The 12566-nt window shown below is 68.0% G+C and carries 15 protein-coding genes; 9 read left to right on the forward strand and 6 right to left on the reverse strand.

Going from position 1 to position 12566, the window contains the following annotated elements; genetic code table 11:
- A partial coding sequence (locus VEG08_14855; protein ID HXZ29271.1) for a glycosyl hydrolase occupies positions 1–1160 on the forward strand: 1160 nt, incomplete at its 5' end.
- A gap of 18 nt (positions 1161–1178) precedes the next feature.
- Here VEG08_14855 and VEG08_14860 read toward each other — a convergent pair.
- Positions 1179–1565 (reverse strand): hypothetical protein, encoded by a 387-nt coding sequence (locus tag VEG08_14860; GenBank protein ID HXZ29272.1) that lies wholly within the window; start codon positions 1563–1565, stop codon positions 1179–1181.
- Between the two features lie 95 nt (positions 1566–1660).
- Between VEG08_14860 and VEG08_14865 the strand changes: the two genes are divergently transcribed.
- Both VEG08_14865 and VEG08_14870 read left to right on the forward strand, forming a co-directional pair.
- On the forward strand, positions 1661–2050 hold the full coding sequence (locus VEG08_14865; GenBank protein HXZ29273.1) for a VOC family protein: 390 nt from the start codon (positions 1661–1663) through the stop codon (positions 2048–2050).
- Positions 2051–2146: 96 nt separating this feature from the next.
- Positions 2147–2971: a class I SAM-dependent methyltransferase gene (locus VEG08_14870; protein HXZ29274.1), complete on the forward strand. Its 825-nt coding sequence runs from the start codon at positions 2147–2149 to the stop codon at positions 2969–2971.
- On the opposite strand, the gene VEG08_14875 is transcribed toward VEG08_14870, so the two are convergent.
- From VEG08_14875 to VEG08_14885, 3 genes are all read right to left on the reverse strand, one after another.
- Positions 2938–3456: a hypothetical protein gene (locus tag VEG08_14875; GenBank protein HXZ29275.1), complete on the reverse strand. Its 519-nt coding sequence runs from the start codon at positions 3454–3456 to the stop codon at positions 2938–2940. The genes VEG08_14870 and VEG08_14875 overlap by 34 nt on opposite strands.
- A 43-nt stretch (positions 3457–3499) precedes the next feature.
- Positions 3500–4423, reverse strand: a complete 924-nt coding sequence (locus VEG08_14880) for an OmpA family protein (GenBank protein HXZ29276.1) — start codon at positions 4421–4423, stop codon at positions 3500–3502.
- Between the two features lie 101 nt (positions 4424–4524).
- Positions 4525–4836 (reverse strand): YciI family protein, encoded by a 312-nt coding sequence (locus VEG08_14885; GenBank protein ID HXZ29277.1) that lies wholly within the window; start codon positions 4834–4836, stop codon positions 4525–4527.
- Between the two features lie 98 nt (positions 4837–4934).
- Between VEG08_14885 and VEG08_14890 the strand changes: the two genes are divergently transcribed.
- The 6 genes from VEG08_14890 (at position 4935) to VEG08_14915 (ending at position 9936) form a co-directional block, all read left to right on the forward strand.
- A complete protein-coding gene (locus tag VEG08_14890) occupies positions 4935–5852 on the forward strand; it encodes a site-2 protease family protein (GenBank protein ID HXZ29278.1) in 918 nt (305 codons plus the stop codon).
- A 72-nt stretch (positions 5853–5924) separates the two neighbouring features.
- A complete protein-coding gene (locus tag VEG08_14895; protein ID HXZ29279.1) occupies positions 5925–6488 on the forward strand; it encodes an NADH-quinone oxidoreductase subunit B family protein in 564 nt (187 codons plus the stop codon).
- 89 nt (positions 6489–6577) lie between these two features.
- The gene (locus VEG08_14900) at positions 6578–6886 is read left to right on the forward strand and encodes a Rieske (2Fe-2S) protein (protein HXZ29280.1); all 309 of its coding nucleotides are present in this window, start codon (positions 6578–6580) and stop codon (positions 6884–6886) included.
- Positions 6887–7012: 126 nt separating this feature from the next.
- Complete coding sequence (locus tag VEG08_14905; protein ID HXZ29281.1) at positions 7013–7588, forward strand: metal-dependent hydrolase; 576 nt, start codon at positions 7013–7015, stop codon at positions 7586–7588.
- A 78-nt stretch (positions 7589–7666) separates the two neighbouring features.
- Positions 7667–8506: a diguanylate cyclase gene (locus VEG08_14910; GenBank protein HXZ29282.1), complete on the forward strand. Its 840-nt coding sequence runs from the start codon at positions 7667–7669 to the stop codon at positions 8504–8506.
- Positions 8507–8598: 92 nt separating this feature from the next.
- Positions 8599–9936 (forward strand): hypothetical protein, encoded by a 1338-nt coding sequence (locus VEG08_14915; protein HXZ29283.1) that lies wholly within the window; start codon positions 8599–8601, stop codon positions 9934–9936.
- Positions 9937–9958: 22 nt separating this feature from the next.
- Here VEG08_14915 and VEG08_14920 read toward each other — a convergent pair whose 3' ends face one another.
- Together VEG08_14920 and VEG08_14925 are read right to left on the reverse strand one after the other, a co-directional pair.
- A complete protein-coding gene (locus tag VEG08_14920) occupies positions 9959–11212 on the reverse strand; it encodes a DUF1501 domain-containing protein (protein ID HXZ29284.1) in 1254 nt (417 codons plus the stop codon).
- Positions 11213–11325: 113 nt separating this feature from the next.
- Positions 11326–12566, reverse strand: a 1241-nt coding sequence (locus VEG08_14925) for a DUF1800 domain-containing protein (protein HXZ29285.1), incomplete at its 5' end; no start/stop codon positions are given.

Consider the following 12566-nt stretch of genomic DNA (forward strand, 5'->3'; position numbering starts at 1 on the left):
CCTCCAACGTGCTCTTCCTGGGCACCGAGTTCGGGCTGTGGATCTCGGTGGACGGCGGCGGCCACTGGGCGCAGTACAAGGGCAGCGGCTTCCCGGCGGTGGCGGTTCGCGATATGGCGGTGCAGGCGCGCGACTCGGCGCTGGCCCTGGCCACCCACGGCCGCGGCATCTGGATCCTGGACGACATCTCGCCCCTGCGCGCCCTCACCCCGGAATTGATGGCCAAGGAGGCGGTGCTGCTCACGGGCAGACCCGTGGTGCAGTACCTCAGCGCCAGCGGCGGCTGGCCGGAGGGCGACGAGACCTTCAGCGGCCCGGAGAGGCCGGGCAATGCCCTCATCACCTACTACCAGCGCAGCCGCCACATCTTCGGCGATCTGAAGATCCAGATCTACGACTCCGAGGGCAACCTGGTCGACACCCTCGCCGGCAGCAAGCACCGCGGCCTGAACCGCGCCGTCTGGTCCATGCTGCTGAAGGCGCCGGCGGTCCCGCCCGCGGCCACCGCCCTGTTCGCGGCGGCGCAGGGCCCGCGCGTCCCGCCCGGCACCTACACCGTGAAGTTGACCAAGGGCGACCAGGTGTATACCGCCCCCTTGCAGGTGGTGATGGACCCGCGCGCTCCCTACTCGCTGGAGGACCGCAAGGCGCAGTTCGCCCTGGCCATGAAGGTGTACAAGCTGCTCGGCCACATGACCTGGGCCACGGAAGCCATCACCGGGGTGCGGGACGCGGCCACGGCGCGCGCCGCCAAGCTGGGCGCCAAGGATCCCCTGCGCGCCCGCCTGGAGAAGCTCTCGCAGGAGAGCGACAAGCTGCGCTCCAAGATCGTGGCCACCAAGGAGGGCGGCGCCATCACCGGGGAAGAGCGCATCCGCGAGCACATCGGGCGGCTCTACGGCGACGTGACCGGCTACGAAGGCCGGCCCACCGATTACCAGGTCAAGTACGCCGACACGCTCGCGCACGACTTGGAAGACGTGATCCGCGACTTCCACGCCCTCACCGACAAGGATCTGGCCGGGCTCAACAAGGCGCTGGCCGGCAAGAAGCTCGAGCCTATCCAGGTCCTGAAGGAAGAGGATTGGGAGCAGCGGCACCCGGGCGGGGCCTCGAGTGCAGGGGCGGCCACGGCAACTGCCTTCCAGGAGACGGACTAGCGCCTTCCACCCGGCGTCCTACTTGGGCACCAGGGGCTTGAGCTGCTCGGCCAGCTTCACCGTGGCCTGATAGAGTTCCTTCAGGCCGGGGGTGGAGAAGTCGACGTCGCCGTTGGCGAGGTCGTTGCCCAGCTCCCGCGCCAGCAGGGTGGCGATGCGCATGCGCTCCGCCATGATCATGGAGATGACCTCGAAGGGCTTGCCCCCCGCCTTCTTCTCCTCCTCCGCCCACTTCTGCACCGCCCAGGTGGTGTGGCGGACGTGGTTCACGGCCTCGCGAAACTCAATGAGCACGCGCGCGTCGATCATCCCGGTGCGGATGGCCTGCTCCATCTGCTTGAGGTCGTCGGCGGTCTTCTGCAGTTGGGCGGTGAGTTGCGGGTCCTTGGAGATCTTGTCCACCATGGGGCACCTCGCGGCAGCGTGCGGGGAGGGGAAGCGATGGTACGCAGAAGGCCGGGGCGGGTCAAGCGCGGCCCCGGTCTGCTAGACTTCCCGCCATGATCACCGGCACCCACGTCCTGTTCTACAGCACCGACGCCGAGACCGACCGCGCCTTCTTCCGCGACGTCCTGGGATTGCCCGCGCTGGATGTCGGCGGCGGCTGGCTGATCTTCGCCCTGCCTCCCGCCGAGGCCGGCATCCACCCAGTGGAGAAGGGCGAGAGCCGCCCGCCGATGCACGGCGGCCGCTCTCTGTTGGGGGCCGTGGTCTACCTCATGTGCGACGATCTTGCCGCCGAGATGGAGCGGCTGCGCGCGAAGAAGGTCGAGTGCTCGGCGGTGGAGACCGCCGAGTGGGGGACCAAGACGACCCTCCGCCTGCCCAGCGGCGGGGAGATCGGCCTCTACCAGCCTCGCCATCCCACCGCCCTCGACCTCAAGCGATAGTAGGGCCGGAGTGGGGCAATCCCCCGCTCCCCATCCCGAAAGAGGTATCCTTACCCCTCCCTGAAGGCGGCCAGCAGGGCCGCCGGGATGTCGCCGATGCGGAAGTACGCGATCATCAATGCGCTGGTTCGCAAGAGCCGGTATCGCAGATACCTGGAGATCTGCACTCCCAAGACCGGGGGCACCTTCTCCCGGGTGGCGCGGGGTCCGTTGGAGGCCTGCCACCGGCTGATGTATTGCTGTCCCCCGGGCTTCGAGGACGACAGCGCGATCGATTTTCGCAGCCCGGATGAGCACATCGAGGGGCTCATCCCGCCGGGCACGCTCTACGACATCATCTTCATCGACCCGTGGCACACCTACGAGTGCTCCCAGCGCGACTTCCAACTGGGACTCGCGCTGCTGGCGCCCGGCGGCGCCCTGGTCCTCCACGATTGCTGTCCGGTGGAGCGGGAGATGGCCGGCCCGGAGGAACCGGTTCCCTGGCGGCTCTGGCAGGGAGTGACTTACTGCGCCTACCTCGACCTGGTGGGGTCGCTGCCGGACCTGACCTGGTACACGGTGGACACCGACTACGGCTGCGGCGTCATCCGCAAGCGCGCCGGGAAGAACGGGAACACCGGGTGTGGCGACTGCGAACTCTTCCAGCGGTGGAATCTCCTGCGCTCCCGGAACCAGTATGATGTCTTCGACTTCTACGAGCAGCACCGGAGGGAATTGCTGAACCTGATCTCGGTGGAGGAGTTCCTCGTCCGCGAAGGCATTCCCCGGCGCCTCCTGCTGCCCACGCCTGCCTACCTGCTGCAGCGCGCCGCCACCTGGCTGCACGCGACCTACGCCCGCTTCCGGCGCGCCGGACTCGCCCGCCTACGCCGGCGCCGCTGGAATCACTGGTTCTCGACCTGGAAGGAATCGAAGTAGCGCGCGGCCTTGTCCGGAAGCTCCTGCCCCGCCGACTTGGGGACGATGTACTGCACCACGTAGACCCTCTTGTCCACCAGGTAGAAGCGGGACACCACGAAGCCCTCGTTGCCGTGGGGGTCGGTGGCGATGAACCGGAGCTCGCGGCCGGGATAGCGGCCCAGGGTGATGGCGCGCTTGGAGATCAACCCACCCTTGGGGACCGCGGCCTCGGGCGCCTGGTCGAGGTCGAAGCCGGCCTCACCGAGGTCGAAGTAGCCGACCATGTAGAAGGCGCCGCCGGCGTCGCTGGCCATGGCCATGTGCTGCTGGAACTTGCTGCCATCGGCGCCCGGGGCCTCTTGCGATTGCAGCGTTGGCTGGACCGGGAACAGGATGCGATAGCGTCCCTCCGGCGAGGCATAGGTGATCCAGGGCGCGGGCTTGCATCCCAGCGCCAGGGTGAGCAGCAGCAACAGCGGCCCGCCTGGAAGGATCTTTCTCACAGGATCCCTCCTTCGGGGCCAGGCGCCCATGGCCGGGTTGGTCTCACTCCTCCACCGCGATCTCGACGCGCCGGTTCTGGGCGCGGTTCTCGTCGCTGGTGTTGGGGACCTTCGGATTGCTCTTCCCCAGGCCCTTGGCGGTCAGGCGCGATCCCGGGACCCCGTGCGCCCGCAGCCAGCTCACTACCGTCTGCGCGCGGCGCTGGGAGAGAGCCAGGTTGTAGGCGGCGGAGCCCACGTCGTCGGTATAGCCCTCGACCACGAAGCGGGCCTTGGGATGCTGATCGAGCACCGAGGCTTTGACCTCGGCCAGCACCTCGGCGGCGCCGGGCTTGAGCATGGACTGGTTGAAGTCGAAGAGGATGGCGCTGCCCAGGCTGACCTTCGTCTTCCCGCCCTTCACCTCCACCTGCGCCGGCGCGAAGGCCTGGGTGTTGAAGATCTGGTAGGGCTTGCCGGGGCGGGCGATCTCCAGTTGCAGCGCCACCTCGAAGCGCGGGCCCTGAAAGTACGGGACCCGGATCTTGTGCGTGCCCGCGGCCAGCTCGACCGTGGCCTCCCCGCTGTTGGGGGGATGGATGCCGTCCACGTCGATGACCTTCTTGCCGTCGATCCAGAGTTGAGAGCCGTCGTCGGAGGTCAGCCGGAACTTGTACTGCCCCCCGGTGGGCAGCAGGAGGGTACCGTGGTAGTCGATGGCAAACCACTCGAAGCGGTTGGTGACGCCGGGAAACCCGGAGTCGAAGGAGCGCGAGGGAACATTGAGCTCAGTGGTATAGATGGTCCCCACGCGCTTGAGCTTGGAGAAATCCGGGAGCCGGCTGGTGCCTTCGGGGAGGTAATAGATGTCGCCCTGGAGGGCGAAAGCGATGCGCTGCTTGCCGCCGAAGACCGGCGGCCCGACCTGTTCCTTTTGAGCCGCCTGGGCGGGCGCCTGGATGGCACAGACCAGGAGCAGCGCCGCCACCAGCGCGAGCCTGCAGAAATCCGACCTCATCCCACCACCCCTCGTTGCGGCAGCGGATTATACCCCAGAGCGCGAGGCCCTCCTGCGCACTTCGGCGGCTGCTACTGCACTTGGGCGCGCGCGCCCGACACCTGCATGGGGCTGATCTCGAAGCGATTCAGTCCGGCCTTCACGGAGGGGTCGCCATCGCCAAAGCGCCGGGCTTCCTCTTCGCTCTCCACTTCCAGCACGGCGAGCCCGAAGGCTCCGCTCGCGGCCATCACCGGGCCGTACAGAAGGATCCGGCCGGCGGCGAAGTTCTGCTGAAAGTAGCGGCTGTGCTCCTCCATCAGGTGCCGCTCGGCATCGGTCATGTCGTGGGGAAAGGCGGGGCGCGGCGGAATCAAGCGGAAGAAGTAATGCTGCTTGGCCATGGCGGGGGATTCTAGCCGAAGCGCGCGCGCCGGCACAGCCAAGATTCCTGGCTCGCCGGACCGGGAGAGTGTTATGCTCCGGCCTACAGCCTCCGCAAATGCCCACAAGCCAGGGATCCATTCGCCTTTTTCGCCTTGCCGGCATCGACGTCTTCCTCCACTTCTCGTGGTTCCTGGTCGCGATCTACGAGATCAACGCCCGCGCCGGCGGGTATTCCTCCGCGCTCTGGAACGTGGTGGAGTATCTGGCGCTCTTCCTGATCGTGCTGCTGCACGAGTTTGGGCACGCGCTGGCCTGCCGGCAGGTGGGCGGCGTGGCCAACCGCATCGTGCTCTGGCCGCTGGGCGGCGTGGCCTACGTGAATCCGCCGCCCCGGCCCGGAGCCACCCTGTGGAGCATCGCCGCGGGACCGCTGGTGAACGTGGCCCTGGTGCCTGTGCTGCTCGGCCTGAGTGTCCTAGGCAGGTCGCTCGGCTGGGCCCAGGCCTGGCCCGATCTCGGCAAACTGCTGCAGACCGTGTTCAACATCAACCTGGGCCTGCTGATCTTCAACCTGCTGCCCATCTTCCCGCTGGATGGCGGGCAGATCCTGCGCTCGCTGCTTTGGTTCGTGCTGGGACGGGCGCGCAGCCTGATGGTGGCCACCATCTTCGGCTTCGTGGGCCTGATCGGGTACTTCCTGCTGGCGCTGTTGGCGGGCTCAGTCTGGCTGGGCATCCTGGGCGTCTTCCTGCTGCTGAACTGCTGGGGAGGATTGCGCAGCGCGCAGGCCTTGGCCCGCCTCGCCAAGGCGCCGCGGCGCGAGGGTTTCGCCTGCCCGAGTTGCAAGGCGGGACCTCCCATGGGCGAGAACTGGCGCTGCAGCACCTGCAAGCAGACCTTCGACGCCTTCCAGACCCAGGCTGTCTGCCCGCACTGCGCGGCCCAGTTCCCGGTGACCCAGTGCTTTGAATGTGGGAATTCGTCTCCCTTCGGCCAGTGGGTGGCCTCCAGCGCGGTGCCCGTGCACCCCTGAGCCCGGTTGACACTCCTGGGGACCGAACCTAGACTGAGAGGTCGTTTTCGCGGGGGTTTGCGAGGCTAGGGTATGAGCAGCTGGCTGCAGAACAAGTTCGAGAAGAACTTCCTCATCACCAGCGTGGACTACGTGTTCAACTGGGCGCGCAAGTCCGCCCTCTGGCCCATGACCTTCGGGCTGGCCTGCTGCGCCATCGAGATGATCGCCTCCTCCACCGCGCGCTTCGACATCGCGCGCTTCGGCGCCGAGGTCTTCCGTCCCAGCCCCCGGCAGAGCGACCTGATGATCGTGGCCGGCACCGTCACCTTGAAGATGTCGCCGGTGCTCAAGCGCATCTACGACCAGATGCCCGAGCCCAAGTGGGTGATCTCCATGGGCGCCTGCTCCTCGGTGGGCGGGCCTTTCAATACCTACGCCGTGCTGCAGGGGGTGGACAAGATCGTGCCCGTGGACGTGTACGTCACCGGCTGTCCCCCGCGCCCCGAGAACCTCTTCTACGCGCTGCTGCGCCTGCAGGACAAGATCGACACCATGACCTTGGCCAAGCGCCCCACCGAGGTCCGCCTGGACGAGAACATGCTGGAGAAGTTCAAGCAGCAGGTCATGGTGGCGCAGACGCTGCAGCCCAAGTGACGGCGCTTGACGGGCGTCGGAGCCCGCCGCCGTCATGCTGAGCGAAGCGAAGGATCTGCCGTTTCATCCCTCCCCAAGAGGAAATGTCCATGGCGCAATTCGTAAGGATCGGCACCGTGGCCGACTTGCCCGCAGAAGGGCAGGCCAAGGAGTTCACCGTGGACGGCAAGGTGCTCTGCGTGGCCCGGGTGGAGGGCGCGCTCTCGGCCATGGACAACGTCTGTCCCCACCGCGGCGGGCCCCTGGGCCAGGGCGTGGTGCTGGACGGCAAGCTGGTCTGTCCCTGGCACGGCTGGCAGTACGATCCCAGGACGGGCGAGGCCGGCCACAACCCCGGCGTCAAGGTCGCCGTCTATCCCCTCAAGATCGAAGGGGAAGACGTGCTGGTGGAGATCTAGCCGTCAGCCATCAGCCGTCAGCGATCAGGAGTCGTCGGCCGAGGATCCAGTCGATGGTCGTTGGCCGTTTGTCGTTGGCAAGGAACCTAGCTACTAGCTACCAGCTGCTAGCTGCTTGACTCTGAGATGAGTCCCGTTACCCATTTTCTCGCGAGCTGGATGGTGGCCAACGCCGCCAAGCTCGACCGCCGCGAGCGCGCCGCCGTGACCATCGCCGGCATCGTTCCCGACCTGGACGGCATCGGCGCCGTCGCCCAGGTCCTCACCCTGCACAGCGACCATCCCCTGATGTGGTTCTCGCGCTACCACCACATGCTGCACAACCTGGCCTTCGCGGTGGCCGTGTCGGCGGTGTGTTTTGCGGTGGCGCGGCAGCGCTGGAAGACGGCCCTGCTGGCCTTCCTGGCCTTCCACCTGCACCTGTTCTGCGACCTGATCGGGGCGCGCGGCCCCGACGGCTACGACTGGCCCATCCCCTACCTGCTGCCCTTCTCCCGCGCCTGGGACCTGAGCTGGAGGGGGCAGTGGGGGCTGAACGCCTGGCCCAACTTCGCGATCACGGGAGTGCTGCTGGTGGCCACCTTCGTCCTGGCCTGGCGGAAGGGCTATTCCCCTTTGGAGATGGTCTCGCCGCGCGCCGACCGCGCCTTGGTCGCGGCCCTGCGGCGGCGCTTCCCGCGCTCGGCCGCCTATCCCTCCTAGGTCGGCCTGCTCACCGCCGGCGGTAGAATGGTCTTACAATAGAGGCCTCTTCCCGCGGGTAGACCGCCTTCGATCGCCATGGTCTTTGGACGCACTCTCGACCGGCTCTCTCAGCCGGCGGTGGCTGCGCTGGCGCTGCTGCTGCTGGCGGCGCTGGGCTGGCTCGACTACCTCACCCGCCCTGAGGTGGCCTTCGCCTTCTTCTACCTGCTTCCCATCACCCTGATGGCGTGGTACGTGGGGCGGCGCGCCGGTCTGGGCTTCAGCGTCCTGGCGGCGCTGATTTCCGTGGCCGCCAACTTCGGCGCGCGCGTCCAGTTCGTCCAGCCTTTCTTCTTCTATTGGAATGCGGTGATCACTCTGGGGCTGTTCGTGGTGGTCACCCTGGTGGTGGCGGAGCTGCGGCGTGCCCAGGAGAGGCTGCGCGAGCTGGCGGAGACCGACTCCCTTACCGGCGTGCCCACGCGCCGCGCCTTCTGCGGCCTGGCCGAGCTGGAGAAGAACCGCGCCCGCCGCTACCTGCATCCCCTTACCCTGGTGAACATCGACCTCGACGACTTCCAGCGGGTGAACGCCGAGTTCGGGCACCTGATCGGCGACGCGGTGCTGCGCCTGGTGGCGCAGGTGCTGCGCAACAGCATCCGCCAGACCGATACGGTGGCGCGCGTGGCCGGCGACGAGTTCGCCCTGCTGCTCCCCGAGACCGCTCCCGATGCCGCGCAGGTGGTGGTGGGCAAGATCCGCGAGGCCCTGCTGGAGACCATGCAGACCGCCGGCTGGCCCCTGACCTTCAGTATCGGCGTGGTCACCTTCGTCAGCGCCCCCGACTCGCTGGAGACCATGATGGCGCAGGCCGGCGAGGCCCTGGATGCGGTCAAGATCGCCGGCAAGAACGGCATCGAGCAGAGAGTGTCGTAGGAAGATGCTTCCAGCGTTGCGTCCCAGGCTTTAAGCTGTCTGGTTCAGCACCTTAGCGGCCCACCACCGGCTACCGACCTTAAGGAGGAAGTGTGAAACGCAGGCTCCGTCCCGTCCTCTTCTTGCTGATGCTCGCCGCGGCGGCTGCCGCGGACGTCAAGATCACCACCCGCAGCACCGTCATGGGCCGCAGCAGCCAGAGCACCGTGTACATCAAGGGAGCGCGGCAGCGCAGCGAGGATGCCGGCGGTAACGTCTCCATCCTGCAGTGCGACAAGCGCCGCATGATCGTGGTGGACACCCGCCGCAACACCTGCACGGTCCTGCCCCTGGGCGCGAATGGGATGCCGGCGGGCTCGGCGATGGAGGCGGCGGTGGCGGCCCGGGCCGTCCAGGGGGCGCCGCGCAAGGGCGGCACCGTCACCGTCACCACCACCAGCCATGACACCGGCGAGCGCCAGAAGATGTTCGGCTTCGAGGCCCGCCACCTCACCACCAAGACCGTCATCCAGTCCAGCCCCGACGCCTGCTATCCCATGAACATGAGCACGGAAGGCGACGGCTGGTACGCCGACCTGTCGGTAGGGCTGAACTGTTCTGCCGGCATGGGCATGGGAGCGATGGCGGCCGCCCGCCCCGAGTGCGTGGACCACTACCGCTACGCCGGCGAGGGCATGGGCCGCCTGGGCTTTCCCTTGAAGCAGACCACGACCATGGAGGTGATGGGGCATCCCATGACCAGCACCAGCGAGGTCACCGACCTCTCCACCGCCACCCTGCCCGACTCGCTCTTCGAAGAGCCCGCGGGCTGCCGCGAGGTCACCTTGGGCGAGGCCACGGCGGAGGCGGCGCCGCCGGCCCCCGCTCCCGAGGCTGCGCCCGCGGCCCCGGCTCCGGCGCCCGCGCCGACCGCGCCTCCCGCACCCTCCATCCCGGCCAAGGCGGCGGGCGTGGTGCGTGTGGGCGTGGTGGGATTGAAAGATCTGACCAACCAGTCTCTGCCCACCGACAACCTGCGCGTGCTGCTGATCGGCGAGATCCGCAACCGCCAGGTGGACGCGGTGCCGCTCGACTCCACCGAGCGCCAGGCCCTCGAGGAGGAAGCCCGCAGCAAGGACTGCGACTACATCCTGTTCACCGACCTGGGACAGATGGACCAGGGGCCGGAGGCCAAGCTGCCGGCGCAACTCCATACCATTCCCATCACCGGCGAAGGCGATTACCTGGGACGGGTGGACTGGCAACTGTTCCGCACCGGCAAGACTGTGCCGCAGTGGAAGACCTCGGAGGCGGCGCGGAACAGCGGCCTGGGAGTCAACGCGGTGGGCGATTCCGTGGTCAAGGAGGCCGGGGCCGTGGTGGAGGAGATCCAGCACCCGCACAAGGCGGCGCCGGCCCCCGCGCCCGCGCCGCGGCGCAAAGGAAAGTAAAGTGGAGACGGTGGCGCGGGCCTCAGCCCAGCAGTGTGAGAAAACTCCTGGGTGAGTTCTGGTAGCCTTCGCCTGGGGGAAAGACTGCATCCAGGTCTTTGTTTCCCAGGTGCTGGTACACCGCCTCGCCCAGCACGCGGCGGAAGTCGGTGGTCAGGGCCAGGTCGCGGCCCTCGTAGAGCTGCTCGGGAGCGAGGCCGGGCCAGCGCCCGTAGACCTTGCCGCCCTTCACCGGCCCGCCCATCACGAACATGACGTTGGCATGGCCGTGGTCGGTACCGCGGTTGCCGTTCTCGCGCGCGGTGCGACCGAACTCCGACATGGTGACGACCACTGTGTCCTGGGCCAGGTCGCCCAGGTCGGTCCAGAAGGCGGTCAGTGAGCCGGAGAAGTCGCGCAGCAGGTTGGCGAGCTGCCCCTGGGTGTTGCCCTCGTTGACGTGGTGGTCCCAGCCGCCGATGTCGGTGAAGGCCACTTCCACGCCCAGGTCGGCCTTGATGAGCTGCGCGGTCTGCCGCAGGGCGTCGCCGAAGCGGCCGCGGGGATAGTCGGCGCCGGGCGCGGGCGTGTAGCGCTGCGGGTCGGCGGCCTTCAGCATCTTGACCGCGTCGAAGGTCTCCTGCCCGGTGCCGTGCAGCACCGCGTCCACCGAAGAGTCGTACATGGCCTCGAAGGTGTTGGCCAGGGGCTGGACCGCGGGATTGCGTCCGCCCACCCCGAAGTCGTTCACGTTGCTCAGGGCCACCGCCGGCTCCGCGCCGGAGAGGATGCGGGGCAGGTTGGCGGTCAGGGCCACCGCGCGGAAGGGGCTGGGCTTGTCGTCCTGGAGCGCGTGCACGCAGCGGTTGAGCCAGCCATCCTCGGTGGACTTCACGCCCGGAGTGCCCGACTCCATGTAGTCCTGGGCGTCGAAGTGGGAGCGGGTGGTGTCAGGGGAGCCGGCGGCGTGCACGATGGCCAGGTGCTTCTGCTGGAACAGCGGCACCAGCGGCGCCATGGAAGGATGCAGCCCGAAAAGGCCGTCCAGGTCGAGCACCGCCTGGCGCGGGATGGCGATGCTGGGCCGCATGGAGTAGTAGGCACCCTCGCCGTGCGGCACCACGATGTTCAGGCCGTCGGCCGCGCCCCGCTGGAAGACCACCACCAGGCGCTTCTTGCGCGCTCCCGCCGTGGTTTCGGCGGCGTACACCGCGCGCGTCAGGAAGCTGGGGATCGCGGCGGAGCCCACGATGGCCATGGCCCCGCCCTTCAGGAATACTCGCCGCGTGAATGACATAACAAACTCCAGTCGTCGGTCGTCGGACTTCGGTCGTCGGGCAGAACCGGTCGTTGGTCGTTCGTCGTTGGTCGATAGCCTTTCGCCTTCAAGCGATCTTCCTTAGCTACTTGCTACCTTCTTTGAAACTCCGGCGACCCCAGCAGCAGCCCCGCGATCACTCCCAGATTGGGCGCGCGCTGGGGATCGTCGAGCCGGCGCTGCGTGACCTGCGGGTCCGCCAGCCGCCTCTCGATGGTGTCGTGGGTGTTCTTGGAGACGTTGCCTCCCAGCAGCGCCTGCTCCAGCAGGGCCAGGCCCTGTCCGGCGTCGGCGGGAGGCGGCCCGCCCAGCATCTGGCTGACGTCCACCTGCGCCCCCCGCAGCCTCCCCGAGCCCAGCGCCAGCGCGAAGTTCATGCGCGTGAGCAGGGCATTGGAGTTGACCCAGGCGTCCGCTTTCCAGGAGTAACCGTTGGGGGTCTGCATCCCGTAGAGAGGCATGCCCATGCGGTTGAGGGTGCCCACCAGGGGCTGAGCGTCGGTGACATCGGCGCCGGAGGCGCGCACCGCCGAGACCACGAATTCCAGCGGGGTCTTGACCTTGGCGCGGTAGGCCTCCGGCGCCCAGAACTCGGGCGAGCGGAACAGCGTGCGCAGCACCTCGCGGATGTCGCCATCGCTCTTGAGGAAGGTCTGCGCCATGCGGTCCACCAGGGCCTGCGGGGGATCGTCGGAGACGAAGCGCACCGCCAGCTTGCGGGAGATGAATTGCGCGGTGTGGGGATCACGGGCCAGCAGGTCCAGCACCTCCTCGCCTTCGCGCTCCCCGCCCGGCTTGATGGTATGGCCGAGCACGGTCTTAGGGCCGGGCTCGTGCATGCGCTCGTCGAACTGGAAGTCGCCGCCGCGCTGCGGCTGCTCGATGGTCCACCCGGTGAAGCACTTGGCTACTTCGATCACGTCCTGCTGGGTGTAGCCGCCGTTCACGCTGAGCGTATGCAGCTCCATGAGTTCGCGGGCGTAGTTCTCATTGAGCCCGCGGCGCTGCTGGTTCTGCTGCTGCTGCTGCTGCTGTTGGCGCTGCCGCCGGGCCTGCGGGACCTCGGCGGGTGCGCGCGGCGCCCCCGCCGCGCCCTGGGGATAGCCGACGGGCCCACCCAGCATGCCGCGGTAGCGGAAGCTGCGGTTGCCGCGCACGCCGCCGCCGGGGCCGTAGCGCGCGAAGTCGGAGTCGGGGCCGACGCTCAGCCAGTTGTCCAGGTAGAAGAGCATGGCTGGGCTCTTGGCGGTGGCTTCCAGCAGGTCGCGGAACTTGCCCAGGGCGTGCGGGCGGATGACGTCGCGCTCGTAGCTGGTGACCAGGTAGCGGTCGG

The sequence above is a fragment of the Terriglobales bacterium genome, from assembly GCA_035624475.1.
GTDB lineage: Bacteria > Acidobacteriota > Terriglobia > Terriglobales > Acidobacteriaceae > DASPRL01.

Coding starts and splice junctions, on each gene's coding strand:
- VEG08_14905 (HXZ29281.1), top strand. CDS start 7,013: ATGAGTCCCGTTACCCATTTTCTCGCGAGCTGGATGGTGGCCAACGCC.
- VEG08_14870 (HXZ29274.1), top strand. CDS start 2,147: ATGCGGAAGTACGCGATCATCAATGCGCTGGTTCGCAAGAGCCGGTAT.
- VEG08_14890 (HXZ29278.1), top strand. CDS start 4,935: ATGCCCACAAGCCAGGGATCCATTCGCCTTTTTCGCCTTGCCGGCATC.
- VEG08_14910 (HXZ29282.1), top strand. CDS start 7,667: ATGGTCTTTGGACGCACTCTCGACCGGCTCTCTCAGCCGGCGGTGGCT.
- VEG08_14860 (HXZ29272.1), bottom strand. CDS start 1,565: ATGGTGGACAAGATCTCCAAGGACCCGCAACTCACCGCCCAACTGCAG.
- VEG08_14895 (HXZ29279.1), top strand. CDS start 5,925: ATGAGCAGCTGGCTGCAGAACAAGTTCGAGAAGAACTTCCTCATCACC.
- VEG08_14920 (HXZ29284.1), bottom strand. CDS start 11,212: ATGTCATTCACGCGGCGAGTATTCCTGAAGGGCGGGGCCATGGCCATC.
- VEG08_14885 (HXZ29277.1), bottom strand. CDS start 4,836: ATGGCCAAGCAGCATTACTTCTTCCGCTTGATTCCGCCGCGCCCCGCC.
- VEG08_14900 (HXZ29280.1), top strand. CDS start 6,578: ATGGCGCAATTCGTAAGGATCGGCACCGTGGCCGACTTGCCCGCAGAA.
- VEG08_14865 (HXZ29273.1), top strand. CDS start 1,661: ATGATCACCGGCACCCACGTCCTGTTCTACAGCACCGACGCCGAGACC.